This window comes from Shouchella clausii, assembly GCF_002250115.1.
Classification (GTDB): domain Bacteria; phylum Bacillota; class Bacilli; order Bacillales; family Bacillaceae_D; genus Shouchella; species Shouchella clausii.
Genome location: NZ_CP019985.1, coordinates 1,745,854 through 1,771,871 on the forward strand (window position 1 = coordinate 1,745,854; position 26,018 = coordinate 1,771,871).

The 26,018-nt window shown below is 46.8% G+C and carries 22 protein-coding genes and 1 pseudogene; 20 read left to right on the forward strand and 3 right to left on the reverse strand.

Annotated features, from left to right (window positions below; all coding sequences use genetic code 11):
* Window positions 1–2 precede the first annotated feature (2 nt).
* From BC8716_RS08445 to BC8716_RS08460, 4 genes are all read left to right on the forward strand, one after another.
* Entirely contained in the window at window positions 3–1,010 is a 1,008-nt protein-coding gene (locus BC8716_RS08445) for a LacI family DNA-binding transcriptional regulator (RefSeq protein WP_094424824.1), read from the forward strand.
* A 118-nt stretch (window positions 1,011–1,128) separates the two neighbouring features.
* On the forward strand, window positions 1,129–2,625 hold the full coding sequence (locus BC8716_RS08450; RefSeq protein ID WP_094424826.1) for a glycoside hydrolase family 32 protein: 1,497 nt from the start codon (window positions 1,129–1,131) through the stop codon (window positions 2,623–2,625).
* Between the two features lies 1 nt (window position 2,626).
* Window positions 2,627–4,027, forward strand: coding sequence for a sucrose-specific PTS transporter subunit IIBC (locus BC8716_RS08455; protein WP_406550687.1), 1,401 nt, complete (start codon window positions 2,627–2,629; stop codon window positions 4,025–4,027).
* Between the two features lie 155 nt (window positions 4,028–4,182).
* Window positions 4,183–5,106, forward strand: coding sequence for an ArsR/SmtB family transcription factor (locus BC8716_RS08460; RefSeq protein WP_094424830.1), 924 nt, complete (start codon window positions 4,183–4,185; stop codon window positions 5,104–5,106).
* Between the two features lie 109 nt (window positions 5,107–5,215).
* Here the strand turns inward: BC8716_RS08460 and BC8716_RS08465 are convergent, their stop codons facing one another.
* Window positions 5,216–5,932, reverse strand: coding sequence for a 3-ketoacyl-ACP reductase (locus BC8716_RS08465; RefSeq protein ID WP_094424832.1), 717 nt, complete (start codon window positions 5,930–5,932; stop codon window positions 5,216–5,218).
* Between the two features lie 223 nt (window positions 5,933–6,155).
* On the opposite strand from BC8716_RS08465, the pseudogene BC8716_RS08470 reads away from it, so the two are divergent.
* Together BC8716_RS08470 and BC8716_RS08475 are read left to right on the forward strand one after the other, a co-directional pair.
* Window positions 6,156–7,598 (forward strand): annotated as a pseudogene (locus BC8716_RS08470) (IS1182 family transposase); the annotation flags it as partial.
* Window positions 7,599–7,777: 179 nt separating this feature from the next.
* Window positions 7,778–9,529 carry a glycoside hydrolase family 2 protein gene (locus tag BC8716_RS08475; protein ID WP_063609645.1) on the forward strand — a complete coding sequence of 584 codons (1,752 nt, stop codon included), beginning with the start codon at window positions 7,778–7,780 and terminating at the stop codon, window positions 9,527–9,529.
* Between the two features lie 114 nt (window positions 9,530–9,643).
* On the opposite strand, the gene BC8716_RS08480 is transcribed toward BC8716_RS08475, so the two are convergent.
* Window positions 9,644–10,102, reverse strand: a complete 459-nt coding sequence (locus BC8716_RS08480; RefSeq protein WP_094424834.1) for an ASCH domain-containing protein — start codon at window positions 10,100–10,102, stop codon at window positions 9,644–9,646.
* Between the two features lie 38 nt (window positions 10,103–10,140).
* Complete coding sequence (locus BC8716_RS08485) at window positions 10,141–10,602, reverse strand: Rrf2 family transcriptional regulator (RefSeq protein WP_254120717.1); 462 nt, start codon at window positions 10,600–10,602, stop codon at window positions 10,141–10,143.
* A 222-nt stretch (window positions 10,603–10,824) separates the two neighbouring features.
* Between BC8716_RS08485 and BC8716_RS08490 the strand changes: the two genes are divergently transcribed.
* From BC8716_RS08490 to pucE, 14 genes are all read left to right on the forward strand, one after another.
* Window positions 10,825–11,196 carry an HIT family protein gene (locus tag BC8716_RS08490; RefSeq protein WP_094424836.1) on the forward strand — a complete coding sequence of 124 codons (372 nt, stop codon included), beginning with the start codon at window positions 10,825–10,827 and terminating at the stop codon, window positions 11,194–11,196.
* A 107-nt stretch (window positions 11,197–11,303) separates the two neighbouring features.
* Entirely contained in the window at window positions 11,304–12,296 is a 993-nt protein-coding gene (locus tag BC8716_RS08495; RefSeq protein WP_094424838.1) for an ABC transporter substrate-binding protein, read from the forward strand.
* Window positions 12,297–12,299: 3 nt separating this feature from the next.
* A complete protein-coding gene (gene fhuB, locus BC8716_RS08500; RefSeq protein ID WP_094429205.1) occupies window positions 12,300–14,288 on the forward strand; it encodes a Fe(3+)-hydroxamate ABC transporter permease FhuB in 1,989 nt (662 codons plus the stop codon).
* 417 nt (window positions 14,289–14,705) lie between these two features.
* A complete protein-coding gene (locus BC8716_RS08505) occupies window positions 14,706–15,470 on the forward strand; it encodes an ABC transporter ATP-binding protein (RefSeq protein ID WP_094424840.1) in 765 nt (254 codons plus the stop codon).
* A 4-nt stretch (window positions 15,471–15,474) separates the two neighbouring features.
* Complete coding sequence (locus tag BC8716_RS08510) at window positions 15,475–16,344, forward strand: ABC transporter permease (protein ID WP_094424842.1); 870 nt, start codon at window positions 15,475–15,477, stop codon at window positions 16,342–16,344.
* 30 nt (window positions 16,345–16,374) lie between these two features.
* Window positions 16,375–17,418 (forward strand): ABC transporter substrate-binding protein, encoded by a 1,044-nt coding sequence (locus BC8716_RS08515; protein ID WP_157730377.1) that lies wholly within the window; start codon window positions 16,375–16,377, stop codon window positions 17,416–17,418.
* Window positions 17,419–17,913: 495 nt separating this feature from the next.
* Window positions 17,914–18,708, forward strand: a complete 795-nt coding sequence (locus tag BC8716_RS08520; protein WP_094424846.1) for an ABC transporter ATP-binding protein — start codon at window positions 17,914–17,916, stop codon at window positions 18,706–18,708.
* Window positions 18,708–19,571, forward strand: coding sequence for an ABC transporter permease (locus BC8716_RS08525; protein WP_094424848.1), 864 nt, complete (start codon window positions 18,708–18,710; stop codon window positions 19,569–19,571). The genes BC8716_RS08520 and BC8716_RS08525 overlap by 1 nt, the downstream gene beginning before the upstream one ends.
* A gap of 19 nt (window positions 19,572–19,590) precedes the next feature.
* On the forward strand, window positions 19,591–20,571 hold the full coding sequence (locus BC8716_RS08530; RefSeq protein ID WP_094424850.1) for an ABC transporter substrate-binding protein: 981 nt from the start codon (window positions 19,591–19,593) through the stop codon (window positions 20,569–20,571).
* A 157-nt stretch (window positions 20,572–20,728) separates the two neighbouring features.
* On the forward strand, window positions 20,729–21,724 hold the full coding sequence (locus BC8716_RS08535) for an XdhC family protein (RefSeq protein ID WP_251179737.1): 996 nt from the start codon (window positions 20,729–20,731) through the stop codon (window positions 21,722–21,724).
* The gene (gene pucB / locus BC8716_RS08540; RefSeq protein ID WP_094424854.1) at window positions 21,721–22,335 is read left to right on the forward strand and encodes a xanthine dehydrogenase accessory protein PucB; all 615 of its coding nucleotides are present in this window, start codon (window positions 21,721–21,723) and stop codon (window positions 22,333–22,335) included. Before BC8716_RS08535 ends, pucB begins: the two co-directional genes overlap by 4 nt.
* Entirely contained in the window at window positions 22,302–23,195 is an 894-nt protein-coding gene (gene pucC, locus BC8716_RS08545) for a xanthine dehydrogenase subunit C (protein WP_094424856.1), read from the forward strand. Before pucB ends, pucC begins: the two co-directional genes overlap by 34 nt.
* On the forward strand, window positions 23,170–25,419 hold the full coding sequence (gene pucD, locus BC8716_RS08550; protein WP_094424858.1) for a xanthine dehydrogenase subunit D: 2,250 nt from the start codon (window positions 23,170–23,172) through the stop codon (window positions 25,417–25,419). Before pucC ends, pucD begins: the two co-directional genes overlap by 26 nt.
* The gene (gene pucE / locus BC8716_RS08555; RefSeq protein ID WP_011248576.1) at window positions 25,386–25,913 is read left to right on the forward strand and encodes a xanthine dehydrogenase subunit E; all 528 of its coding nucleotides are present in this window, start codon (window positions 25,386–25,388) and stop codon (window positions 25,911–25,913) included. The genes pucD and pucE overlap by 34 nt, the downstream gene beginning before the upstream one ends.
* The last annotated feature ends 105 nt before the right edge of the window (window positions 25,914–26,018 follow it).

Below are 26,018 nucleotides of genomic sequence, written 5' to 3' on the forward strand. Positions count from 1 at the left end.
GAATGAACATTACAATTGCAGATATCGCCAAAATCGCAGGGGTAGCCAAAAGTACGGTATCACGCTATTTAAATGGTGGTTCGGTCAGCGATACGACAAGGCTTAAAATTGAACAAGTAATCAAGGAAACGGGGTACATTCCGAACTCATTTGCCCAAAGCTTAAAAGCAAAGAAGACAAGCATCATCGGTGCGATCGTCCCCCGGCTTGATTCATTCTCAGCTGCACAGACTGTTACGGGCATGGAAGAAGAGCTTAGAGAAAATGGCTACCAGATGCTCATCATTAACACAAACCAGGATTTATCCCGTGAAATAGAGGCCTTATATGACTTAGCAAGGCAAAAAATATCAGGGATCGTCCTATTGGCTACTCAAATTACCGATATTCATTTGGCGGCAATCAAGGAGATCGGGATTCCTGTCATTTTTCACGGCCAGCAGCATCCGAACGTCCACAGTATTATTTACAATGACTATGCAGCAGGGTACGAGATCGGTCGCTACATTTTGTCTAAAGGGCATAATCGTATCGCCTACTTAGGTGTGATGGAACAGGATGTAGCGGTAGGCGTCGAGCGGAAGCGCGGCTTCAAAAAAGCGCTGAGGGAGCAAAGCGGCGCCACGGCTCAGTTTTATGAGAGCGGCTTTAAGGTTGCGGCAGCAATAGAAGCGGCTTCACTTATTTTGGACGGTTCCAGGCAGCTTCCAACCGCGATTGTGTGCGCAACGGACAGTATTGCACTCGGCGTTATGAAGGCGGCACAGATGAAAGAACGGCGAATTCCAGAAGATCTTTCAGTAACGGGCATTGGTGGGTATGATGTGACGGAAGTGATACATCCAGGGCTCACGACGGTGAAATATCAATATGAGGCAGGTGGGCGTTTAGCCGCACGGCACATTATAAAACTTGTTCACGATGAGCGTGTCGACCTTCTTACAGTCCTGCAATGTGAATTAATAGAGCGTGAAAGCGTTGACAACAAGGGGGAACATCGATTATATTAAATGTGGAACCGGTTCCGAAGTAGGTGAAATAGGCTTTGGAGCTGTGTTCATTATTTTTTTATTTTATTGGAACCGGTTCCGAAAAAATCGAGAGAACAGATCAGCAAGGAGAAGAAGGATGGACAGAGAACAGAAATACCGCCGCCTAGAACAGGCTTCTCCTGAAGAAATCGCTGCTTTGCAAAAGCAGGTGAAGGAAAGCGAGTGGAGGCAAACATATCATATTCAGCCTGTTACCGGCTTGCTAAACGACCCTAACGGTTTTGCTTATTTTGCAGGAGAGTATCACCTTTTTTATCAGTGGTTTCCTCTTGGAACGTACCATGGGCTTAAGTACTGGTACCATACGGCTTCAAAAGACCTTGTCCATTGGCGCAATGTTGGGAAAGCGATCGCGCCTGATACGTCTTTTGACTCCCATGGCGTTTACTCAGGAAGTGGCATCGTTAAAGACTCACAATTGCATTTAATGTATACAGGGAATGCTAGGGACGAGAATTGGAACAGGCAAACGTCCCAGTGCATCGCTGTAATGGATGCAAATCGAGCCGTCTCAAAATGGGCGAAGCCTGTCATTGATCAAGTTCCAGCAGGATATACAGCCCATTTTCGTGATCCGAAAGTATGGAAGGACGACGATATGTATCGCTGCGTCATCGGCACTCAGCGGAATGACTTCACAGGCACCGCCGTCGTGTATGAGTCGCCTGATTTGTTGGAATGGCGATTCATTGGGGAGATGGGCACCAACCTGAATGATTTCGGCTATATGTGGGAATGCCCAGATTATTTCGAGCTGGACGGACAAGGTGTTTTCTTGTTTTGTCCCCAAGGCTTAGCCCCTGAAGGTGATCGCTTTTTGAACTTGTATCAGTCGGGCTACGTCACTGGCAAGCCTTTGAATCGAGAAACGCTTGTTTTTAGCCATGGCTGCTTTCATGAGCTGGATAGAGGGTTTGATTTTTATGCGCCACAAACGATGAAAGATAAGCAAGGGCGGAGAATGATGGTCGCTTGGATGGGGCAGCCGGAGAGTGGCTATCCAACAGACTCCCACGGTTGGGCACATTGTTTAACTTTGCCGAGAACATTGGAGTTACGCGACGGCAAATTGCTACAGAAGCCAGTAGTAGAACTACAGAAGCTGAGACAAAAGCGAAGCGACGTACAGGATACGTTAACGAATGAAGCAAAAACGTATGATGGCATTACCGGCGCCGCTTTTGAGATGGTCTGTACATTTGATCCAATCGAGGCCGAAGCCGTCGGAATTGAAATCCGCGCCAGTGAAAAAGAGCGTACCGTTATTACTTATAATACCGTTATGCAGAAGGTAACAATGGATCGTTCAATGGCTGGAGAAATAATCAACAGCAGCTACGGGGCGACTCGGTCCTGCAGGCTAGTGGCAGAACAGATTCAATTTCACTTGTTTGTCGACACCTCTTCAGTCGAATTGTTTATCAACGACGGCGAAGAAGTGTTTACAAGCCGGATTTTTCCACAGCCCGAAAGCAAGGGAATCCGTTTTTTCGTAAACAACGGCAATGCCCACTTAAAAGCTACCAAGTGGGATTTGACTCATGCGGGAAACGATATAGAAGGGAATGAATGATATGGGAGTAGACAATCGGGAAATTGCCAAGCAGGTCATTGAAGCCGTCGGCGGCAGAGACAATATTGCTTCCTTTGCCCATTGTGCGACACGGCTTCGCATTATGGTCCACGATCAACAGAAGATCGACGAGAAAAAAGTAGAAAATATCGCCAAAGTGAAAGGCGCGTTTTTCCACTCTGGCCAGTACCAGATTATTTTTGGAACCGGCACTGTCAACCAAGTCTTTGAAGCGATTGAGAGCTTAGGCGTAGAAGGCACAAGCAAAGACCAACTAAAAGCAGAAGCAAAAAAGACGGGCAATGTATTTCAACGAGCGATCCGCACTTTTGGCGATGTATTTGTACCGATTATTCCAGTGTTGGTGGCAACAGGATTGTTCATGGGCCTCCGCGGCCTGCTCACACAAGAAACGGTGCTAGCTTGGTTTGGCATGACGCCTGCCGATATTTCGGCCAATTTTCTCATGTTCACAGAAATATTAACAGACACGGCGTTTGCATTTTTGCCTGCCTTGGTAGCCTGGTCGGCGTTTAGAGTTTTTGGAGGCAGTCCGGTGCTCGGTATTGTTCTTGGATTGATGCTCGTAAACCCGGCACTACCGAATGCCTACAGTGTTGCCAACGGCTCCGAAGAAGCGCTTGTTATGTTTGGCTTCATACCTGTGGTCGGCTATCAAGGTTCGGTTTTGCCTGCATTCTTCATCGGGCTTATTGGCGCAAAGTTTGAGCGCTTTTTGAGAAAGCGGATTCCTGAAGCAATCGACTTGATCGTAACACCGTTTTTAACATTGCTGGTCATGATTACACTCGGTCTGTTTGCCATTGGCCCGATTTTTCATTCGTTTGAAGAAGTCGTCCTAAATGCGACAACCTATTTGCTGGGTCTGCCGTTCGGGATCGCTGGGCTCCTAATCGGTTTCTTTAATCAAATTATTGTCGTTACAGGTGTTCATCATATCTTTAACTTTTTGGAAATCCAACTTCTCGAACAAACGGGAAGCAATCCATTCAACGCGATCGTCACAGCCGCAATAGCGGCACAAGGCGCAGCCTGTCTTGCCGTCGGCCTGAAAACGAAAAACAACAAATTAAAGGCACTCTCCTTGCCTTCTTCGTTCTCGGCCTTTCTCGGCATCACAGAGCCAGCTATATTCGGCGTAAATTTGCGGTATGTAAAGCCGTTCGTCATGGGCTTAATCGGCGGAGGCGTTGGGGGCTTTATGGCTTCAATATTTCAGCTAAGTGCAACGGGGATGGCAATCACAGTCATTCCAGGCACGCTATTATATTTAAATAGCCAGCTTCCACTCTATATTTTGTGCAACGTAACAGCGAGCGTCATTGCCTTCGTGCTCACTTGGCTGTTTGGCTTTAACGATAAGATGCTGAGCGACAGATAATAAACGGTTGGGCTTGGCTAAACAAAACGGATTGCGGATGCAATCCGTTTTACGCTTTTTACATAGCGGTGAAGCAATAATGAAGCTAAAAAAGCTATGGAAAAGGAGGCTGTATCCGTATATGCTAAAATGAAAGAAACTGGAGGTGTCGTTTTTTGCTAGAGTTGTCCATTCATGAACCAGTGAGATTGCGCAAGGTGTGCCATGCGTTGTCGACGGATGTCCGCGTCCGCATGGTTGAACTACTAAGCAAGGAAACGTATAGTGTGCATGAGTTAGCCACCCTCATCGGCGTCCCTATTTCTACAGCGGCGTCAAACGTAAATGTGCTACAAGAGGCAGGGCTCATTTTAACCGAACTACGCCCAGCTAGCCGCGGTGCCATGAAAGTGTGTACACGCAACTTTGATGACATCCATATCGCCTTAAATGATGGTAGTCATAGGACTGAAAAGCGCACATACGAAATCAATATGCCAATCGGGCACTATGTTGACTTTTCTGTTACGCCGACATGCGGCATGGCAAACAGCGATGGCGTCGTTTTAAATGAAGACGATCCTGTCCAATTTTACCATCCAGACCGTTCAACTGCACAAATGATATGGACGAGGACTGGCTTTTTTGAGTATAAATTTCCGTTCGCCCTAAAACCAAAACAGAAAATAGCCAGTTTGCTTTTTTCCTGTGAGTTGTGTTCAGAAGCGCCTAACTATGATCATGACTGGCCGTCTGACATTACCGTTTGGATAAATGGCGTTGATATTGGCACATGGACAAGCCCAGGAGACTTTGGCGACCGTCCAGGCAAGCAGAATCCGCCAACTTGGTTTCACAATACGAGAACACAATATGGCGCCCTTAAAACGTGGACGGTGACGAAAAAGCAAGCGCTGCTTGACCACTTGCCTGTTAATCCAGTCACGATTGCCGATTTGCAACTAGAGGATCATCCTTGCATTACGGTTCGTATCGGTATTAAGGAAAATGCGCTCCATAAAGGCGGAATCAATTTATTTGGAAAAGAATTTGGCGATCATCCCCAAGACTTGAAATTAGTCATTGAATTTGACGAGTAGAGGCGGGACAAAATTAGCCAAGAAATGAATAGAAGTACGCTCGTCTGATGAGCGTACTTCTTTTTTCTAGTTTAACTGAGGTTATGACCTAGTCTTTCTGTTGATTCTCTTAAGGATTGTTAGACCAAAGCCCGGCATGCTTTAGAACGACACGAGGATGAAGCTTGAGTTGAGCGACCATGAAGTCTGCTAAATCCTCTGGTTGCATCACTTTATCGGGATTGCCATCCGTTAAGTTCAAATCCTTCGCCATATCTGTCGCTACTGTACTTGGTGTGAGAGTGGTCACACGAATATTTTTTTTGCGAACTTCCATCATTAATGATTCACTAAGGCCAATCACTGCTGCTTTAGAGGCTGTATAGGCACTCGTAACCGGCGCACCTTTTTGACCTGCAGTGGAGGAAATGTTAATGATGTCACCTGAATTTCGCTCGATCATTTCAGGTAATACTGCACGCGTTGTGTAATATACCCCTTTCACATTCACATCGATAATATCGGTCCATTCTTCTGGAGTTAAATCCATAAATCCGCCAAACTTTGAAATACCCGCGTTGTTTACGAGGATATCGATGGCCCCAAGCTCCTCACGAATCGCTGCCACTGCTGCAGAAATAGAAGTTAAATTGGCAACATCTGCGGTTGCGAGCGCTGTTTTCACCTCGTATTGTGCCAAATCCTTTTGAGCCTTCTGAAGGTTTTCTAGCGTACGGCCAACAAGACCAACATGGACTCCTTCTTTCGCAAAAGCCTCGGCTGCAGCACGGCCAATTCCACGTCCAGCTCCTGTAATAAGCGCCACTTTTCCTTTGATTGATTGCATTCTGCCACTTCCTTTTTTAATATGGTCAATCTGTATTTTATCGAAAAGCAAAGTCGGATGCGAGCTATCCGTTTTTCGAATGGGCGATAAACCTCCAAAATCATACGGAAGCCGCCCATCAGGGCGGCTTCAGCCTGTCGACAAAGTCTCGGTTTTCCCGAGACAGTCGACAGGCTTTTTTGTACAATAAAAAAGAGAAAAAGGGTACGGGGTGAGAGGAAACATGTTGTCCAAACAGCTGGAAGATAAACGGATGCAGATGGAGATGGTCTGGATTGAAAAGCTGGTGCCAGAGGATCATCTCGTTCGGAAGCTTGATGCGGCGATTGACTTTGATTTCATTTATGACCTTGTCGAAGATCTTTACTCAAAGGACAAGGGGCGGCCTAGTGTGGATCCCGTGGTGTTAGTTAAAATGGTATTGATCCAATACATTTTCGGCATTCGTTCGATGCGCCAAACGATCAAAGAGATTGAAACCAATGTGGCCTACCGTTGGTTTTTAGGATTTGGCTTTGAGGACAAGATTCCCCACTTTTCTACGTTTGGGAAAAATTATGCTCGTCGTTTTCGTGAGAGTGACGTGTTTGAACGAATCTTTTATCGCATTCTGAAAACAGCCATGGACAAAGGATTTGTGAATCCAGAAGTGGCTTTTATCGATTCGACCCCGATTAAAGCCAACGCCAATAAACGAAAGTATCGGAAGAAGGTCGTGCGTGCTGAGACGCGTGCGTATCAAAACCAACTAGAAGAAGAAATCAATGGGGAACGGGTGAAAAACGGAAAAAAGCCCCTGCCTCCCTCGAAAAAAGATCCTACGAGGGAGGTCAAGGAGAGCACCACAGATCCTGAGAGCGGTTATTACGTCAAAAGCGAGCGGGAAAAGATGTTTGCCTACAGTTTCCATACCGCTTGTGATGCCAATGGATTTGTTTTAGGTACGATCGTAAAACCGGCGAATGTCCACGACAGCCAAGTATTCCACGAACTGTTTGACCAATTGAAAGACAAGGTGTGCCGACCGAAGGTCGCCGCTGTGGATGCGGGCTATAAAACGCCTGCCATTGCCAAAAAACTTCAAGAAGAAGGCGTTCATCCGGTTATGCCGTATAAACGCCCGATGACCCCTAAAGGCTATATCCGAAAAAACGAGTTTGTCTATGATGAATACTACGATTGTTTTCTCTGCCCACAAAACCAGGTGCTTTCTTACCGAACGACGAATCGAGAGGGGTACCGGGAATATGTCTCCGACCCTCGAATTTGTGAGACGTGCCCGCTGCTCGCTCAATGTACAAAGAGCCAAAACCACCAAAAGCTCGTTCTTCGCCATATTTGGCAAGATGCTCTGGATGAGGCAGAACATCTGAGGCATACGGAACGGAACCGAGACATCTATGCCAAGCGAAAAGAAACGATTGAGCGTGTCTTTGCCGATCTGAAACAGAAGCATGGTCTGCGTTGGACCAACCTCAAAGGGTTGGAAAAAAATGCAATGCAGGCGATGCTTGTTTTTGCTGCGATGAACTTGAAAAAATTAGCCACCTGGAGTTGGAGGAGGAACACCCCTCCAACTCCAAAGTCTCCAATATCCATCCATCTCTTTATCATCAACAAAACGCCTTTGAGAATCATTTTCTCAAAGGCGTTTTGTCTACGGTCTGAAGCCGCCCATCAGGGCGGCTTTCTTCAACAAAAAATATTGACAACGAAGATAGGGAAGCGTATGATCTACCTAAACAAAAAAAATGTTTGTAAACATATTTTTTGAGATTAAATGCTGCGATTGTTTGAAAGCGCTTTATTTAACTGGAGATAAACACCCGAAAGGAGTGCTGGCAAATGGCATTAGCAAACAAAGCATTTCCGCGTCCAAAACTTGTGCGCACACACTGGATCGATTTAAATGGGTCATGGGATTTTGAATTTGATGACCAAAACAAGGGTGTCATGGAAAAATGGCAGTTGAAGAGCGCATTTTCCCAGAAGATTCGTGTGCCTTTTTCTTATGAATCGCCGGAAAGCGGCATTGGCGAGACTGCCTTTCACCCTGTGGTATGGTACAGCCGAAACATCACCATTCCAACTGAACAAAAAGGCAAACGTGTTCTGCTTCATTTCCAAGCAGTGGATTATCGAGCAACTGTATGGGTCAATGGGCAAGTTGCGGGTGAACATGTTGGCGGGAATACCGCGTTTTCTTTTGATATAACACCGTATGTGAAACAAGGGGAAACACAACAGATTGTTGTCAGGGCAGAAGACAGCGAAAGCACATCCCAACCACGAGGGAAGCAACGGTGGACCGATGAAAATTTCGGCTGCTGGTATGTGCAAACGACTGGAATATGGAAAAGCGTATGGCTGGAGTTTGTCGCTGATACTTATTTAAAAAACGTCGCAATTACACCGGATTTTGACAAACATGCTGTTCAGTTTGATTATGAACTGAATACGAACAAGGTTGAGGGACTGCAAATCGAAACCGTCGTTTCTTTCCGAGGAAAAGAGGTGCGCCGTCTGTCTTTTTCTCCTGAAAGCTGCAACTTGAAACTAACAGTTGATTTAGAGGCTGACATCCATGAATGGAAAGTGGCCCATTGGACGCCAGAACATCCCCACTTATACGATGTGGCGTTTACTGTCTACCAAGGCGGAAAAGCGGTAGATGAAGCTTTTTCTTACTTCGGTTTGCGGAAAATTTCGACGAAAAATGGCCAAGTGCTTTTAAACAATCGCCCCATCTATCAGAAATTGATTCTAGACCAAGGCTATTGGCCACATACACACTTGACAGCGCCATCGTTAGAAGCGCTTGAACAAGATATTGACGCAATTATTGCAATGGGGTTTAATGGCGTGCGCAAACATCAAAAAATTGAAGACGAACGGTTTTATGCTTTATGTGACCAGAAAGGTTTGCTCGTATGGGCAGAGATGCCATCTGCTTATACGTTCTCCCGAGAAGCGGTGGGCGCCTTTACGAGCGAATGGCAGGAAGTCGTATGCCAGCTTGCCCATTATCCATCGATTATCGCCTGGGTCCCTTTTAATGAGTCGTGGGGCATCAAAGACGTGTTAAAAAGCAAACAACAACAAGCATTGACTGAAGCGATTTACCATTTGACAAAGTCAATAGACGAGACGCGCCTAGTTATTGCAAATGACGGTTGGGAGCATACCATTTCTGATTTAATCACGCTCCACGACTATGAAGAGTTTGCTGAAGCGTTTCTGGCAAGATATGAGGACAAAGAGGCGCTCTTAAGCAACCAATACTCGCATAATCATGACAAATATCCATTCGCCGAAGGCTACCACTATAACGGCCAGCCTGTTTTAATCAGTGAATATGGCGGCATTGCTTTTAAGTCGGAAGACGGCTGGGGGTACGGCAACCAAGTCGCAACGAAACAAGCATTTCTGCAGCGCTATGAAGCAATTACCGATGCGATAAAAGCACTTCCTTATGTATCCGGTTTTTGCTATACGCAAATTACAGACGTTCAGCAAGAAATCAACGGGTTGCTTGATGAAAAACGAAAGCCAAAATTGGACCTGAAAGACATAAGAGCGGTGAATGATAAACTGTAGTTGGCGGTGAAGACATGAAGTGCTTGGCAAAACGAGGCAAAGTAGACAAGTCAAGCGTAGGCAAGGGAATCACGAGGAGCTGGTTTTTCTATTGAAGAAAACCAGCTCCTTCTTTTAGCGCCGATACACGACTTTAAACTGTTCGCATAAAACCGGAATTTCAGGGTGGAAGGCAAGCCCCTGAGTTTCAAGCTCCCGAGTAAAAAACAGTTCGTGCACATCTTGCCAATAAGCAAGGGAGCGGTCTCCTTCTCCTTCCAAAAAAGCATGTTCTTCTGTCACTTGATTGTAGGGAATGACCGTGACAGCCGTTGTCACAATCACAGCGACAGCTTCCCCCTTGCCGTTGAGCAGCACATGATGCTGACCAACTTTTGGCAGCGGTTCTTGCTCCAATTCATACAACGTGTAGTTGGAAGAGGTAGCTGTTTTCTTCCCGGCTAGTACGAGTTCGGCCAGCTCATCGGCCATTTCTTCCGTATCACCGAATGCCCAAGCTTCATAGTGATCTGGTACATTTTGAGAACGGCTTTTAAATGATTGCCACAATGCTGCAGCTGAACGATTTTCCATAACGATACCTGTTTTCTCCTTCTAGGTGTGAATACTGATTAAGGTGTGAGTGGCTCTTCATGGCCAGCGTTTTTGAACAGTACATACAAATCGGCCTTGTTTTCGAGAAAATCAGCTAGTGAATATTGGTCAAGAACCTGGAAAAAGGCATGCCGCGCTTTGGCTAGCGCTGCTTTTAATTTGCAGCTATTCGAAATTAGACAGTTGTTGTTGTCACGGAAGCATTCGACAAGTTGAACATCTTCCAGTTCGCGCACCAACTCGCCAATATTGATATCAACAGGCTTGTGGGCTAGGGCAATGCCACCGTGTTTACCGCGAGTCGTGTGGAGCACGCCTTTTTTGCCGAGGTCGTGGATGACTTTTTGTAGGTGATTCAATGAAATGTTGTAGACAGAGGCAATGTCTTTCGCTTGTGTACGTTCGCCATCTGGCAAACTGCCGACATAGAGAAGTGCTCTCAACGCGTAGTCAGTGTAAGTCGTTAATTGAATCGCCATCACTCTCCTTTTCACACACTATTAGAATAGCATATTTTCGTAAAAGTGCAGATCTTTTTGAGAATGATAGCAATAATCAAATTTTTTTATGCTCGATTCGTATACAAGAAGGAAAACGTACCTATAAGAATAACTGAACAACAAACTATTGCCAAAGCGTCCACATTACGCAGCTGAACTTTAAAGCGAGGGAGGTGTATATTCAAATGACGTGTTTGTTTTGTGCCATTGCCAATAAGGAAGTACGAAGACGAACAAACTATTGCTTTTCTAGATATTCAGCCAATTCGCCCAGGACATATGCTCGTCATTCCAAAAAGACATCGGGAAGCACTCTATACGCTGGGAGAACAGGAATATATCGATGTCATGAAAGCAGTCAGGCTTTTAAGTAAACAGGTGAATAATACACTCAGACCTAAGAAAGTCGGCGTTGCCATTGCCGGATTTGACCAAGCCCATCTTCATGTTCACATTGTCCCTATGCACGCGTACCACGATTTAACGTCGAGCAAGTATCTCGATAAAAGCATTGCTGTTGCGAAGGAAGAAGAGCTTCTAACGATGAAACAGCTGCTAGCTATGAACAAATAGGCAGTTCTTGCCGGATTTGATCGTAAAAAGGCTTGCCGATTTCTGTCGAAGCCGTTATATTGTTATTGAGAATGAAAATTGTTATCAACAAAAGGAGCAAAATAGATATGAAAAAGAGGCATTTGTTTGTCGCCGCCAGCGCGTTTATGTTATTAGCGGCATGTAATAGCAGCAACGATGGGAACGGACAAGAAAATACGTCAGAAGACGGCAATAGCGACACGGGTTCCATCACGGTTACAGACATACAAGGAGAGCAAACGTTTACAGAACCGGCTAAGCGTGTTGTTGCCCTTGACTGGACGTATGTAGAAAATTTATTGGCCCTTGGTGTCCAGCCAGTCGGAGTGGCTGACGTCGAAAATTACCATAAATGGGTAGATATCCGCGAAGAGCTTTCAGACGATGTCGTCGATGTAGGCTTGCGAACGGAGCCTAATTTGGAAGCTATTGCCCAATTAGAGCCAGACCTTATTATATCAGCAAATTATCGTTCTGAAAATATTGAACAGGAACTGAAAGACATTGCGCCAATGCTCATCTTTGATCCTTATCCTGAAGAAAGCAAAGGCATTACTCATTACGAAGAAATGGAAACGACATTCCGCGAAATGGCAAAAGTGTTAGACAAAGAGGCGGAAGGGGAAGCGATACTGGCTGAACTCGATGAAAAATATGAAGAAGGCAAGGAAAAAATCGAGTCTATGGACCTCGAGACGAGAGATTTCGTGTTGACGATGGCTTATACCGATAACCAGGCGCCTGTGTTCCGCTTATTCAATCCGAATGGAATGGCGCCAGCAATTTTAGAGAAAATTGGTTTAAACAATGCCTATGATTCAGGAAGCTTTGAGTTGTACGGGTACGCTACGACGGGGGTAGAGGAGCTGCTTTCAGTCGAGGACGCAAACTTCCTCCATATCGTCCAAGACGATGATGGCTTATTTGAGGAAGGGCTGGCAAACAATGCAGTATGGAATGATTTGAATTTTGTAAAGGAGGGCCGGGTTTATGCCCTTGGCGGTGACACGTGGCCGTACGGTGGCCCTCTGTCGGCAATGACGTTGATCGACCGCACCGTTGAAGCATTAGACCAGTAAGTGATGAATGAACAAGGCAAGAGCGTTTTTTATTCCTTTTTTCTTTTAATAGTAGGCCTTTCCTTGTTGTTGGTTATTTCCGGCCTTCATTTAACGCAAGGGCAAGCACAGTTTACACTAAAGGAGCTTGTGCTTGGTTTATGGGAAGGAGATGGCCGTATTCAAAGCGTCGTATTAGGCGTCCGCATGCCAAGGGTTGCTGTCGGTTTATTGGCTGGCGGCGCTTTGGCCATGGCCGGCCTCGTGCTGCAAACGCTGACGAAAAACCCACTTGCTTCGGCGGGGACGCTTGGAATTAATGCTGGGGCCTATTTTATGGTCGTAGCTGCAGCTGTTTTTTTGCCAGGCATAAATAGTTCGTACCCATTTATTGTGTCTTTTCTCGGCTCTGCATTAGCAGCGCTTCTTGTCTTCTCACTTGCTGGACGGGCAATGGATCCCGTCCGCGTTGCTTTGACGGGGATGATTGTCTCTCTTTTGTTTGCGGCAGTGACGAGCGGCTTGCAGCTTATGTTTGAGCAAGAGACGAACGGCTTGTTTTTATGGGGAGCAGGCACATTGATCCAGAATGACTGGTCTGGATTCCGGTTTGCACTCCCGTTCATCGTTTGTGCCGGCTTGCTTTTGCTTTTATTAGGAAAACAATTTGACTTATTGCTTTTAGGGGAAGAGGCTGCTGCTGGCCTTGGTGCATCTATCCAGCGGATCAAAGCAGCTGGATGGCTGTTGGCCATCGTGTTGGCAGCTGCGACAGTAAGCGTCGCTGGACCAATTGGCTTCATTGGCTTAATGGCGCCACACATTGTCCGGATGCTCGGCATTCGCGGCCATCGGCAGCAGCTCATCCATGCCTTTGTGTGGGGCGCCTTTTTGCTCATCGCTGCAGATGTATTGGCTCGGTTTATTCAGCCAGGAAGTGAAATCCCTGTTGGCGCGATCACTGCTTTAATAGGCGGACCATGGTTGATGTATTTAGCTTACCGGACAGGAAAACGCTATAAAGGGCAGAATCAGACGCTGCGTGGAAATCGAAGCAAGCTGTCGTTTCCTTGGTTGATTACAAGCATGGTGGCGGTTTTGCTTGTGGTGGCGATCGGTGCACTAGCGTTCGGCGGCGGTAGCTTTTACGGTTTTTCGGAAATAGTATCAGGGGCACTTTTCGATACAGTCACGGTGCAGTTTCGCTGGCCCCGGGTGCTTGTTGCCTTTCTCGTTGGTGCGTTGTTAGCCCTTTGCGGTGTTTTGCTGCAAAGTGTGCTCCGCAATCCACTTGGCGACCCGTCGATTTTGGGAATTACTTCTGGCGGCGGCGTCGGTGCCTTGTCTGTTATAGTGCTGTTTCCGTCACTATCGTTTGCCTGGGTGCCTGTAGGGGCAGCCACCGGTGCGGGATTGGCGATCGTTGTAATTCTGTTAGCGACGAAACGATCGAATTGGGAACCCATTTCTTTGGCGTTAATGGGCGTCGCCGTCTCAGCGATGGGGTCAGGCATCATTCAAATTTTAACTGTCAAGGCAGGAGTCGGCGTTGCGCCTGTCCTCCTCTGGTTGGCAGGAAGCACCTATGGGATGAATTGGCAGGATGTCTGGTTTCTCGCTTTCGTGCTGATCGCGCTCGTACCTATTTCTTACTCGTTTTCCCGTCAACTCGACGTTCTCGCCTTAAACCAAGAAGTATCGGTTACACTCGGTTTGCGTATTCAGCTTGTCCGTGCCCTCGTCTTGCTTTTGGCAGTTGGTGCTGGAGCGGCGGCGGTGGCCGTAGCAGGGGCAATTAGTTTTATCGGCCTTCTTGCTCCTCACGCTGCTAGGGGAATCGTTGGCGTCAAAACCCGTTTCGTTGTCCCTGTTTCCATGTTGCTAGGCGGGATTCTACTTGTGACAGCTGATTTGCTAGGCAGGTTTGTCCTTTATCCGAAAGACATTCCGTCTGGCTTGCTCGTTGCGATCATTGGCGCCCCTTATCTGTTATATATTATGAAAAAATTGTAGGTAGTTAAAGTTGGCTAAAAAGGGATCAGCCCGTCTTGGTAACCAGGCGGGCTGATTCCTTTTTGTTTACGGAAAGATTTCTTTATCCTCAACCTGGTTTGTAACGATCGTTAACAACAAGCAACTTGCTCAACGTTTTTGCTGCTTGTTTTTCACCTTCCGCTCACGGAAGACACCAACAAAGCTGTCATTCTTTCTCACATATCCTATCACTGTTGGGACAGCAATCTTTAGATCAATTAGTTGTATTAAACAAGGGAACACTTAAAAGATTAGCTGTTATGAACAATGACTATTTAAATAGCGTTGTTATAATTCAATTTGAATCAACTCCGTTATTAATGATGCACAGAAATGAAAATAGATTGGAACGAGGTGAAAAGTCAAAATAAACTGAACAAGGAAGAGGGGATCTAGTTGAGTTTAGTGATAAAACAAGTCAATAAATCGTACCAATCAAATGATGCAACAAAGCATGTCTTAAAAAACGTAAGCTTTATTGCAGGAGAAAATGAATTTGTGTGCATACTCGGCCATAGCGGTTGCGGCAAGTCGACATTGCTTAATTTGATTGCAGGGTTTTCTAGACAAGACGAGGGAATCATTGAAGTAAACGGAAAGCCAATTGAAGGTCCGAGTAAGGAACGAGGCGTGGTTTTTCAAGAACATGCTTTATTTCCTTGGTATACCGTGATTGAAAACATTGCACTTGGGCCGATTTTGGGAGGACAACCTAAGGCTAAAGCTTTGGAAATGGCTTTCGAATATTTAGTGCTTGTTGGGTTAGCAGAATGTGCAGGTCAATACCCAAGCCAACTGTCAGGCGGGATGAAACAAAGGGTTGGGATTGCGCGGGCATTAGCGAATAAACCCCGTATTCTATTAATGGATGAACCGTTTGGAGCGCTTGATATTTTGACAAGAGAGACAATGAGAAAAGAGTTGTTATCGATTTGGATGCAGCTTCAGACGACGGTTCTTTTTGTTACACATAGTATTTCAGAAGCTGTCCATTTAGCTGACCGAATTTTAGTAATGAAAGATGGGGAGATTAAGGCGAATATTGAAGTCCCATTAAGCCGGCCAAGAGATGAGGAAAGCACCGAGTTTTTAAGGATTGCCAAAGATATGCAAGCCTTGTTGTCGGCAGATAATCAGAAATTGAAGGCATTAGGAGGATGAATCGATGTCAGCAATGGGAAGTCCGAATATGCAGTCAGCGGCAATGAATCATAAAGGCAGCGCAAAAAAAAAGCACTGGCTCGATCAAGATAGTTTGTTTCGTGGTATGACGGTTATTGGTTTCTTTCTATTATGGCAAGTTGTAGGGATGTTAAATGTCCAAATGGAGTGGATGAATCCGGCATTTTTGCCAACGCCAGTGAATGTTCTTGAGGCAGTCTTACATCTCCACAACCAAGGTGTGTTATTCACTCATATCTGGTCCAGCACGTGGCGGTTGCTATTAGGTTTTGCACTTGGGGTTGTACTTGCGGTTATGCTCGCTTTTATGATTGTAAAATTTAAGCTTGTACAAAATATAGTCGAGCCATTCCTAAATATGGTTGGCCCAATCCCTCCATTTGCGCTGTTACCGATTTTTATTATTTGGATGGGAGTTGGAGAACTGCCAAAATTGACGTTAATTACATATGCAACCGCTATTCCAATGATTGCTTATACTGTTGACGGCATCCGCAATGTCAATCCGCTTTTGATTCGTTCGGCGCTATCGCTTGGTGCGAACCAATGGCAAGTGTTTAAAAAAGTCATTTTGCCTGCCTCGCTACCGCCAATATTCGTAGGCATGCGTGTCACGTTGGCCATTTCTTTTTCAGCGATGGTCGTAGCTGAAATGATTGGTTCGTATTCAGGGTTAGGCTATTTGATTATTGATTCGAGAAACTTTTTTCAAATGGATAATATGTTTTTGGCGGCAGCTTTAATTGGTGTGCTTTATTCGATCTTTGCTTTCATTCTCGGGCAAATGGAAAAGCGGCTGTTTAAGTGGAAGCAAGGCACACAAATCAATGATGCAGTAACGAAAACGAGATAAATGAGTGATGGAAGAGTGGGGGAATCGAGAATGTTGAAAAAGGCAAAACGGGTATCCAATGGCGCAGGCATAGCGCTCGTAACGGCAGCGCTATTAAGTGCTTGTGGGAATGGGAATGAACCAGCTGGTGTGGGCACAAATGAATCAAGTGACTTAGAAACAACAGATATAACGTTGTACGGCGTTGTCGATACACAAGTCTCCGCACAACAGATTGTTGCAGATAAAATGGGTTTTTTTGAAGATGAAGGATTAAATGTAACAAATCAAATTGTCCAATCCGGCCCAGACATTGGCCCTCTAATTGCTAGCGGGGATGCGCAAGCAAGCTTTGAAACAACCATTACGAATATTACATTAAAGGCTTCCAATGTAGACAATGTTATCGTTGCTCCAATGGCGAATATTTCTGGTACACAGGCGGTGATTGCCCACCCGGATTTTGAAGTGGGTAGTGCAAAAGATTTAGAAGGGGCGACAATAGGGATGGTCCAAGGGGCGGGCGTAACGATCGCCCTGCAAAACATGGCTGATGAACTTGGTGTTGATTTAGATACGGTGAACTTTATTAACATGTCGCCTACGGATCAAATTGCCGCACTGGACAATGGGAACATTGATTTAATGGCAGCTTGGGAACCGTGGATTACAACAGGAGTAGAACAAGGAGCAACGTTTTTAGTTAGCGGAAACGTTTCAGAACTTCCTGGAGCAGAAGGGGAAGTTGATTGGATGCAGTATTATTCGACGTTCCAGGTGACAGAAGAGTTTTTAGAGGAAAACCCGAATACCGTCAAAGCCCTTTTGCGCGCTCTTTTGCGAGCAACAGAATATATCAATGAAGATCGAGAAGGCGCGTTAGACATCATGGATGAAGCAATACAGCATTTGCCACGGGAACAAATTGCCGAGATCATGGAGCGCAACGAGTATTCCATGGATGTAACTGAAGACCTAAAAGAAGGTTCTGACGTGATTGGCGAACATTTATTGAATATGGACAGTATTAACCAACAGCCAGAGTTTGAACAATATACGAACTTTAGCTTGCTTGAAGAAGTATTAGCTGAATAAGGGAAGCCCACGCGGACGGATACCTCCCTCTAGCGTGGGCTTTTTCTAAAAAAAGCTGCAGCAACCCATCAGTCTATAGCTCATGCCGAAGTTCAGCACTCTCACAGTTAAGTCTAGCGTTTAAGAGAAATAAAAAGAAACAAAATAGAAAGCGTTTGCGTGATGATGTGCAAACAACAATGATCTGTTCGGCCGTTGCTCCATGCTGAAAAAGCTGATTTAATCTGTGAAAAAACCTTACACATTTTAGGTAGGATCTACGAATCGGTGATTCCCCGAAAAACGCCAATGAAATGATCGCTGTGCGGTTTTGTTGGTCCACATTAGACATCGAAATACTCCCCTTTTCCAACAAAATGATAGTTAACGATAGATTATTTAGTTAATTTAAACAATGACGCACACCAGTAAAAACACTACTATTGCCTATAACAACAAACCAACAAACTTCAGCAATTGCGACATAGTCTTGCATAACAAAAGGGGGCGTTTTGTTTGGATCGACGAGAAAAAGAACTAGTTGCCTTTGACCGAGTTGGCAAAATGTACAATAACGGTACGGTTGCTTTACATTCGTTTAATCTCCAGATTAGAAAAGGAGAATTTGTCACTTTTTTAGGGCCGTCCGGTTGCGGAAAATCTACAGCATTGCGGATGGCGGCAGGGCTTTCCGAACCAACGGATGGAGAAGTAACGGTGTTTGGCCAGTCGCCAAAACAAACAATCAAAGAGACCACTAACGTCGCTTTTGTTTTCCAAGAGCCAACGTTGCTGCCGTGGCGTAAAGTCATTGACAACGTCGTGTTGCCTCTTGAACTGAAAGGCGTGAGCAAAAAAGAAGCGCGCAGCGAAGCACAGCGCGTGCTAGAGATGGTCGGGCTAACCGAACATCTTTATTCGTATCCGCGGCAATTGTCCGGCGGCATGCAAATGCGTGTATCGATTGCCCGGGCATTGGCAGCAAAACCGAAATTGTTATTGATGGATGAACCATTTGCCGCTCTTGACGAAATCACTAGACAAAAATTGCAAGTCGAGTTGTTGGAAATTTGGAAAAAAGAAGCCGCGACGATTTTGTTCGTCACACACAATGTGTTTGAAGCTGTCTTTTTGTCTACGAAAATAGCTGTGCTTTCAAGCAGCCCAGGACGGCTTACAGAAGTGATTGATGTCAACTTGCCAAGCCCTCGGAGGTTGGAAGACCGGACATCAGAAGTCTATAACGATTATGTGGAACAAGCGAGTAAGGCACTTGAAGAAGGTTCGAACAAACAGAAGGAGGGAGCCTAATGCCAACAACGACGATCCAGCAGGCAAAAAAGCCAGTTGTTTCTAAGCGCTCCCCGCAGCGAAAGCCTCAATTGGCAAGCAATCGTTTTACCCGCTATTTTTTAGGTCCAATTATAGCCTTTATCGTGTTTGTTTCTACCTGGCAGCTGATTCCGCTTATGCTAGGCATCCCTCACTACATTTTGCCAAAGCCGACAGACGTTGTCGCCTCTGCGGCGAGTCAGTGGCCACTATTGTCTGAGGCAGTCAGCGTCACTGTCGTCGTTTCTGCTATTGGTTTTTTGCTTAGTGCTGTGATTGGCGTAGGCATTTCGATCTTGCTGGCAAGCTCAAAAGTGATTGAGCGCAGCATTTACCCATACGCAATTATTTTGCAGACGTTGCCTGTGGTAGCTATTGCCCCCATTATTGTCATTTGGTTTGGAGCTGGTTTTAATGCGATTGTCGTTGTCTCGTTTTTAATTGGTTTCTTTCCAATTGTTTCAAATACCCTCATGGGCCTTAATTCGGTCAATAAGCAAATGGACGAGCTATTTTCTCTTTATAACGCTTCAAAATGGCAGAAAATGTGGAGGCTTCGTGTACCAGCAGCACTGCCGTTTATGATGGCGGGTTTGAAAATCTCCGCTACTTTATCGATTGTCGGCGCCATTGTCGGCGAATACGTCGCTGGCGTCGGGGGAGGGAAAGGGGGAATTGGTTACGCGATAACGGTGGCAGCCATTCAAGTGAACACGTCCTTTATTTTTGCGCTGGCCATTTGCGGCGCTATTCTTGGCATAAGTTTTTATTTGGCAATGAGCCTTTTGGCGAAAGTAGTCCTTGGTTCGTGGCATGAATCTTCCATCAAACAAGACCTTTAAAGAAAGCAGGGAAATCAACATGGAGAATCGACAAAAACGTTACCGGTTGCTGGCTTTGTCGCTTTTAGGGGCAGCGGTTTTGAGCGGCTGTGGCAGTGAGGCGACAGGAGATGGGCCAAAAGAAGTGAAGCTAGTCTTAAACTGGTTTCCAAAAGCGCAAATGGGCGGTTTCTTTGCTGCTCAGTCACAAGCGTATTACGAAGACAACGGCCTTGACGTTGACATTGAACCAGGTGGCCCTGAAGTCTCGGCTATTCAAATGGTGGCGGCAGGCCAAGCCGAGTTTGGCTTAGCCCATGCTGACCAAATTTTAATCGCAAGGAACCAAGGCATTGAGCTAGTAGCGCTAGCGGCGAGCTTGCAGGAAAGCCCGCAAGCACTCATGTTCCATGAAGGGCATGGGACTGACAGCTTTGCCGACATCAACGGTCGGACTGCTTATATTGAGCCGGGCATTCCATATTGGGATTATTTAAAATCACAATATGACTTAAGCGACGTCACCGAACTTGCTTACAATGGCCAACATGTTAATTTTCTTGAAAATGAAGAAGCGGTGACGCAAGCGTTTTTAACGTCAGAACCGTTTTTTCTTGAACGGGAAGGAATTGGCACAGAAACGTTATTGATTTCAGAGGCAGGCTACAATCCATATAATGTCGTTTTATTTGTTACCAAAGACTATTTAGAAAGCAACAAAGACACAGTTGCGAGCTTTATGGAAGCTTATACGGCGGGATGGAACTATTACAAAGACCATGATGAGGAAGTGAACGAAGTCATCCATGAAGCGAATAAAAATATTGCTTTAGAGGAACTTGCGTATGAAGCAGAAACGCAATTCGAGTTTGTCTTTGGGGGCGATGCAAAGGAGAATGGAGTCGGGTTTATGACAGAAGAACGTTGGGGAGATTTGATCCACCAGCTCGTAGAAATCGGTCAATTGCAGGAAACAGTCGATCCAAATGAAATTTTCACGACTGAGTTTTTGCAGCACTAGATTAGACGGGGAGGAGATCTAACAACTCCATTTGCAAATGGGCCGTGAATGGTTAAACTGATTGGAATCAGAATCCAAAAAAGGGGGGATGGCGGCGGTGTTGTTCGCCGGTCTTCTCTTTTTCGTACAATGAAGGGGGTGCAGATAAGTGGAAAATATGCATGATATCATTAGTCGGCTTGAAAAGACGAACCAACGAACAATGCTTGCAACGATTATCGCTGTCGATGGCTCTGCTTACCGCAAAGAAGGGACAACGATGCTAGTGGAAGAAGACGGCACGAAAACCGGCCTTTTAAGCGCCGGCTGCTTAGAGGAGGACATTAGCGCCCGCTTTGCCTCTGTTTGGGCGAAAGGGCCTATTGTTGAGCGCTATGATATGCGCGCCCTAAACGATGCTTCCTGGGGACTAGACGGCAGTGGCTGCAATGGCATTGTTGATGTGCTACTGCAGCCGGTGAATGATACGTTGCTTTCATTCCTGCGTAAAACAGGGCAGGCTCTAGCGAGAGGGCAAACAGTAGCGCTTATACGCAGCGAGAATGTAAGCCAATATCTTTGCCAGACAGAGTCCGGGGAAATGTTTGGCGTTTGGAATGGGGAAAAACCACAGTTGGCAGGGGTTGAAAAAAGCGGCGTTATCTACAGCACTAGCTTAAAGAAAAACCTATACCTCCAAGTAATACGCCCAAAACCAAGGTTGTTTGTGTTTGGCGCCCATGCTGACGCCAAGCCGCTCGTGCAGTTTGCTGCCAAAGTCGGTTTCAGTGTCCATGTGATCGATTGGCGCCCCGCTCTCTGTACAAAGGCCCATTTTCCTGATGCGGATCAGCGCATAGTCGGCTTCCCTAATGAAGTCATTCCAACGCTTTCTTTTAAAAAAGACGATGCCGTCCTGCTCATGACCCACCACTTTCAACGGGATCAAGAAATTGTATCCTACTTGCTTGATGTCCATCTTTCCTATTTCGGCATCCTTGGTTCAAAAGCACGTACGGCGCGTTTGCTAGCAACCACTCACGTGCCAGCGGGAATCCGCACACCGGTCGGCTTGCCAATCCGTGCGGAAGGGCCTGAAGAAATTGCGGTTAGCGTTGTCGCCGAATTGATCCAAATGGTAAAAGCAGAACAACGGACACAGGCGCTAATATGAAGACGGTCGCCATCTGCCTTGCTGCTGGCCAAAGTGCACGAATGGGCGAAAACAAACTAGCGCTGCCGCTTTTTGAAACCAATGTCGGTAGTACCAGTTTGAAAACGGCACTTGACACAAATGTCGATAAAATCGTCGTCGTTATCGGCGGAAAATACGGGCATACAAGCTGGCTCGACCCGAAACTGCTCGTTGATCGCCGTATCATGCTCGTCTGCTGCCGAAAAGCGGCAGAAGGCCAAGCGGAATCATTGAAATGTGGACTTGAGGTAGCTGGTGCCCTAGGCGCTTCTGCTGTGCTGATCCTTCTTGCCGACCAGCCGTTTTTGCCTGCTTCTGTCATAAAGAGCGTGTTGGCTACAGCAAAGATGAGGCCCGATGCCACGTCAGTCTCCGCCTGCTATAAAGGCAAACAAAGGCCGCCAGCGTTTTTTCGCCAGTCGCTGTTTGTAAAGCTGCATGCTCTTGCTGGCGACGAAGGTGCGAGGGCGGTTTTGCGCAAGGACAAAAGCAGCATTGCTGTCACTGTTGATGATGCGTCTGCGTTTTTTGATATTGATACAAAGGAGGATTATCAATGGGCTTGCCACCATTTGCAGAAGTGGAAATGAACCAGTATCCGCCTGTGTCTATGCCAACGACAGTCGAGCAAGCATGGGCGGAGGCGCAAAAGCCAGGCTCGACCTTCGTCGCGGGTGGTACGATTGTGCAAATGCGGAGGGAACAAGGATTTGACATGGGCAACCGCTTTGTTTCTTTAGAGCAAATTCGTCGTTTGAAAACAATGATAGAGACCGATACCGCTATCTATATTGGTGCTTTTGCAACGCTAGCCGAATGTTTGAATAGCAAGATGGTCGCACAAGAACAGCCCCTGCTAGTGCAGGCGCTTGCTTCTATTGGAGCTCCTGCGGTGCGAAATCGCGCTACACTTGGCGGCAACATCGTATACGGCAAAGGCGATTCCATTCCAGCGCTGCTTGTGCTGGAAGCGAACGTCGTTTTTTATCACGATGGATTGGCGACGGTGCCATTGTCGGAATGGCTTCAGCAAAAGCCAAACGCCCTTTTAATAGAAGTGGAGATTGGCAAATGGCCAGACATGACGAAACGTTTCTGGCTATATGAAAAGGTCGGGCGCCGTGAAACATTTACGGCATCATTAGTGACGGTTGCTGGTGTTGCAGTCCTTGATAACGATCAAACCATTAAAGAGCTGAAGTTAGCCGTCGGTGGCGGCGAAGTGGTGCCACACCGACTGTTGGAGGTTGAACAGCGCCTTATCGGGAAGCCACTTACGAATGAGTTGCTTGCCGACGTCTACCAGTTTATTAAGCAAACAAGTAAGCTAGTTGGCACGCCCTTTGCGACGGAAACGTATTTGGGGATGGTGCTCGCAAACGGGATTGTCTCGTTCGTCGATAGCTTGAGAGGGGGAAGAGGAGATGGAAAAACGAACGATTCGTCATGATGGCATTCCCAAAGTCACTGGTTCGCTCCACTATTTAACCGACCTAACGTTTAGGGACACATTGTATGGCAAAATTTTGCGCAGTCCTTACCCCCATGCGCGCATTCTCTCCATCCATACGGAGAAAGCCAAACAGTTGCCAGGAGTCAAAGCGGTACTCACTTATGCCGATGTGCCTGCGGTCAATGGCTATGGCATCATTGTTCCAGACCATCCGGTTTTTTGCGAAACGCATGTCCGTTATGTAGGTGACGCTGTGGCCGCTGTCGCTGCTGTATCGGTGGAAGTAGCAACAGCAGCGTTGTTGTTAATTGAAGTGGAGTATGAAGAACTTCCTGTACTTGACTCTCCTGAGAAAGCGTTAGAACCACAAGCAATCAAGCTCCGTCCAGAAGGCAACATCCTCCATATTGCCCATCATCAAAAAGGCGACATTGGCCAAGGGTTCGCGAACGCGGCGGCGATTGTTGAGGAAACGTATGAATTGCCGAGGCAAATGCATGCCTATATGGAAACGGAAGGAGGGACGGTCGTTCCGGAAGCGGACGGGGGTATAACCGTATACATGGGAACACAGCACGGGTTTAAAGATCGTTTTCAGCTAGCACGGATTTTAGGTATACCAGAAGAACATATTCGCATAATCTCAAGCCCGATGGGCGGGTCCTTTGGTGGCAAAGATGAGCTTAATCTTCAACCTTACGCAGCCTTACTCGCTTTAAAAACACGGAGGCCAGTTAAAATTCACCACACGCGAATGGAATCAGTGCGAGCAGGGCTCAAACGCCATCCGATGAAGATCACCGTGCGCACGGGCGCCGACCAAATGGGCCGCCTTACTGCCCATCATGTTGAAATCATTGCTGATACTGGCCCTTACACGACACTTGGGCCAGCCATTCTTGATTTCGCCGTAGAGCATGCTGTGGGCCCTTACCGGATTCCACATGTCCTCGTTAATGGAAAGTCGGTGTTTACGAACAACGCGAATGCTGGTGAGTTCCGTGGTTTTGGCGGCAACCAAATCACGTTTGCCCTTGAAGGACAAATGGACCGCCTTGCTGACAAGCTCGGAATGTGCCCTGTAGAACTACGGCGCCGAAATTTGCGGCTAGCCGATGATTTAGGGCCATTAGAGCAGCGAATTGTTCCGACCAATGGCGCACGCCTTGTGTTGGAACGACTTGCAGAAACAACGATGAGGGAACATACGACATCGTCTCGCAAACGAGTCGGCACAGGCTTTGCGTTGACGATGCACGGCGGCGGGTTAGGGTATGGACGTCTTGATCACGCTGGAGGCCGGCTTTGCTTGACAAAAGAAGGAAAAATTGAGGCTGCGTTTGGTTTTGAAGAAGCCGGCCAAGGAATTTTAACAGTGATTGAAACGATGATGCTTAAAGCGTTTCAGTGCGGGCGGAGCGATCTCGACATCCAAATTGGCGACACAGACCGTGTGCCGCCCACAGGCTCGACGACAGCTTCCCGTGGCACGAGCATGGTGTGGACCGCAATCGAACGCTTGAAAAAGCCTTTTACAAAGGCGTTGCTGGAACAGGCGATGCGGGCAACGGGAATAGCGGAAAAGCAGTTGCAACTCGGCGTGGGCGGCGTTTACGAACAGGGGACATTGGCTATCGACTATAAAAGCCTGGCCCATTTTAGTGAAATGCCTCTCTGTTTAGAAACATCGTTTGATTTTCCAACTTCTCCTGATCCTACGGAAGGCGGCCACTACTTGTACACGTTTGCTGCTGTAAAAGCAAAAGTAGAAGTCGATCGGATCACCGGCCGAGTCCAAGTACTCGATTTAAAACAGGCGGTTGCCGCGGGCCCTGTCGTAAATGAACTTGGCTATAGGGGGCAAATCGAGGGCGGCGGCATAATGGCGCTCGGCTACGCCCTGATGGAAGAAGCGATCATGGAACAAGGCAAGTACGCGACTGAAAATTTTGATACGTACATGATTCCTAGCATAAAAGATGTGCCGTTTGACATGGAAACAGAAGCAATTGAGACATTAGAGCAAGGGGATTGCTATGGGCCAAGAGGCGTAGGCGAAATTGGCACCGTTGCCGTTGCACCGGCCATCGCTAAAGCAATCCATCAAGCTTGCGGCTGTTGGGTGGCGAAGTTGCCGGTTTCGCCAGAACGTTTGCTGGAAGCGATGGAAGAGAGGGAGGAGGATTCATGGCATTCACACGTGCTAACAACCGAAAAGTAAGCCTGACCTTTCAAATCAATGGCCAGACGAGGCAAGTGGAAACATACGCTAGCGTGAGGCTGGCTGATGTGTTGAGAGAGGAACTAGGCTTGACTGGCACAAAAGTATCATGCGGCATTGGCCGTTGCGGTGCCTGCGCGGTGCTAATGGATGGAAAAGTGGTCAATAGCTGTTTGCTCATGGCGTTCCAAGCAACGAATGTCGAGTTGCAAACGATTGAAGGAATTACCGCTTCTGCCGAAAACGGGGTTGACCCTGTGCAGCAAGCATTTTTAGAAGAAGGTGGCTTCCAATGCGGCTATTGTACCCCAGGGATGGTGGTCGCTGCTAAAGCGTTGCTGAATGAAAACCAGGCCCCGAGTGATGAGGAAATGGCCGAAGCATTGTCAGGCAATTTATGCCGTTGTACTGGCTACGCCGGTATTATCCGAGCCGTGCGGAAAGCGGCAAAGGGAAAGCAGAGTGATGTCGAAGGGCCGAACAGTAGCGCGTAAAGGCTGCTCGAATAGAAAGAGATCGCGCTTTCTGAATGACAGGGAGGCGGTTGCGACAGTCGTATTTAGTCGTTTTACCCACTCGAAAAAACAGGCGCAGCCCGG

Bases quoted from the DNA above. Each gene is read 5' to 3' on its own strand.
- BC8716_RS08450 (WP_094424826.1), top strand. From the start codon at position 1,129: ATGGACAGAGAACAGAAATACCGCCGCCTAGAACAGGCTTCTCCTGAA.
- BC8716_RS08515 (WP_157730377.1), top strand. From the start codon at position 16,375: ATGTTGAAAAAGGCAAAACGGGTATCCAATGGCGCAGGCATAGCGCTC.
- pucE (WP_011248576.1), top strand. From the start codon at position 25,386: ATGGCATTCACACGTGCTAACAACCGAAAAGTAAGCCTGACCTTTCAA.
- BC8716_RS08465 (WP_094424832.1), bottom strand. From the start codon at position 5,932: ATGCAATCAATCAAAGGAAAAGTGGCGCTTATTACAGGAGCTGGACGT.
- BC8716_RS08495 (WP_094424838.1), top strand. From the start codon at position 11,304: ATGAAAAAGAGGCATTTGTTTGTCGCCGCCAGCGCGTTTATGTTATTA.
- BC8716_RS08475 (WP_063609645.1), top strand. From the start codon at position 7,778: ATGGCATTAGCAAACAAAGCATTTCCGCGTCCAAAACTTGTGCGCACA.
- pucD (WP_094424858.1), top strand. From the start codon at position 23,170: ATGGAAAAACGAACGATTCGTCATGATGGCATTCCCAAAGTCACTGGT.
- BC8716_RS08510 (WP_094424842.1), top strand. From the start codon at position 15,475: ATGTCAGCAATGGGAAGTCCGAATATGCAGTCAGCGGCAATGAATCAT.
- BC8716_RS08455 (WP_406550687.1), top strand. From the start codon at position 2,627: ATGGGAGTAGACAATCGGGAAATTGCCAAGCAGGTCATTGAAGCCGTC.
- BC8716_RS08530 (WP_094424850.1), top strand. From the start codon at position 19,591: ATGGAGAATCGACAAAAACGTTACCGGTTGCTGGCTTTGTCGCTTTTA.
- fhuB (WP_094429205.1), top strand. From the start codon at position 12,300: ATGAATGAACAAGGCAAGAGCGTTTTTTATTCCTTTTTTCTTTTAATA.
- pucC (WP_094424856.1), top strand. From the start codon at position 22,302: ATGGGCTTGCCACCATTTGCAGAAGTGGAAATGAACCAGTATCCGCCT.
- BC8716_RS08485 (WP_254120717.1), bottom strand. From the start codon at position 10,602: ATGGCGATTCAATTAACGACTTACACTGACTACGCGTTGAGAGCACTT.
- BC8716_RS08525 (WP_094424848.1), top strand. From the start codon at position 18,708: ATGCCAACAACGACGATCCAGCAGGCAAAAAAGCCAGTTGTTTCTAAG.
- BC8716_RS08480 (WP_094424834.1), bottom strand. From the start codon at position 10,102: ATGGAAAATCGTTCAGCTGCAGCATTGTGGCAATCATTTAAAAGCCGT.
- BC8716_RS08445 (WP_094424824.1), top strand. From the start codon at position 3: ATGAACATTACAATTGCAGATATCGCCAAAATCGCAGGGGTAGCCAAA.
- pucB (WP_094424854.1), top strand. From the start codon at position 21,721: ATGAAGACGGTCGCCATCTGCCTTGCTGCTGGCCAAAGTGCACGAATG.
- BC8716_RS08535 (WP_251179737.1), top strand. From the start codon at position 20,729: ATGCATGATATCATTAGTCGGCTTGAAAAGACGAACCAACGAACAATG.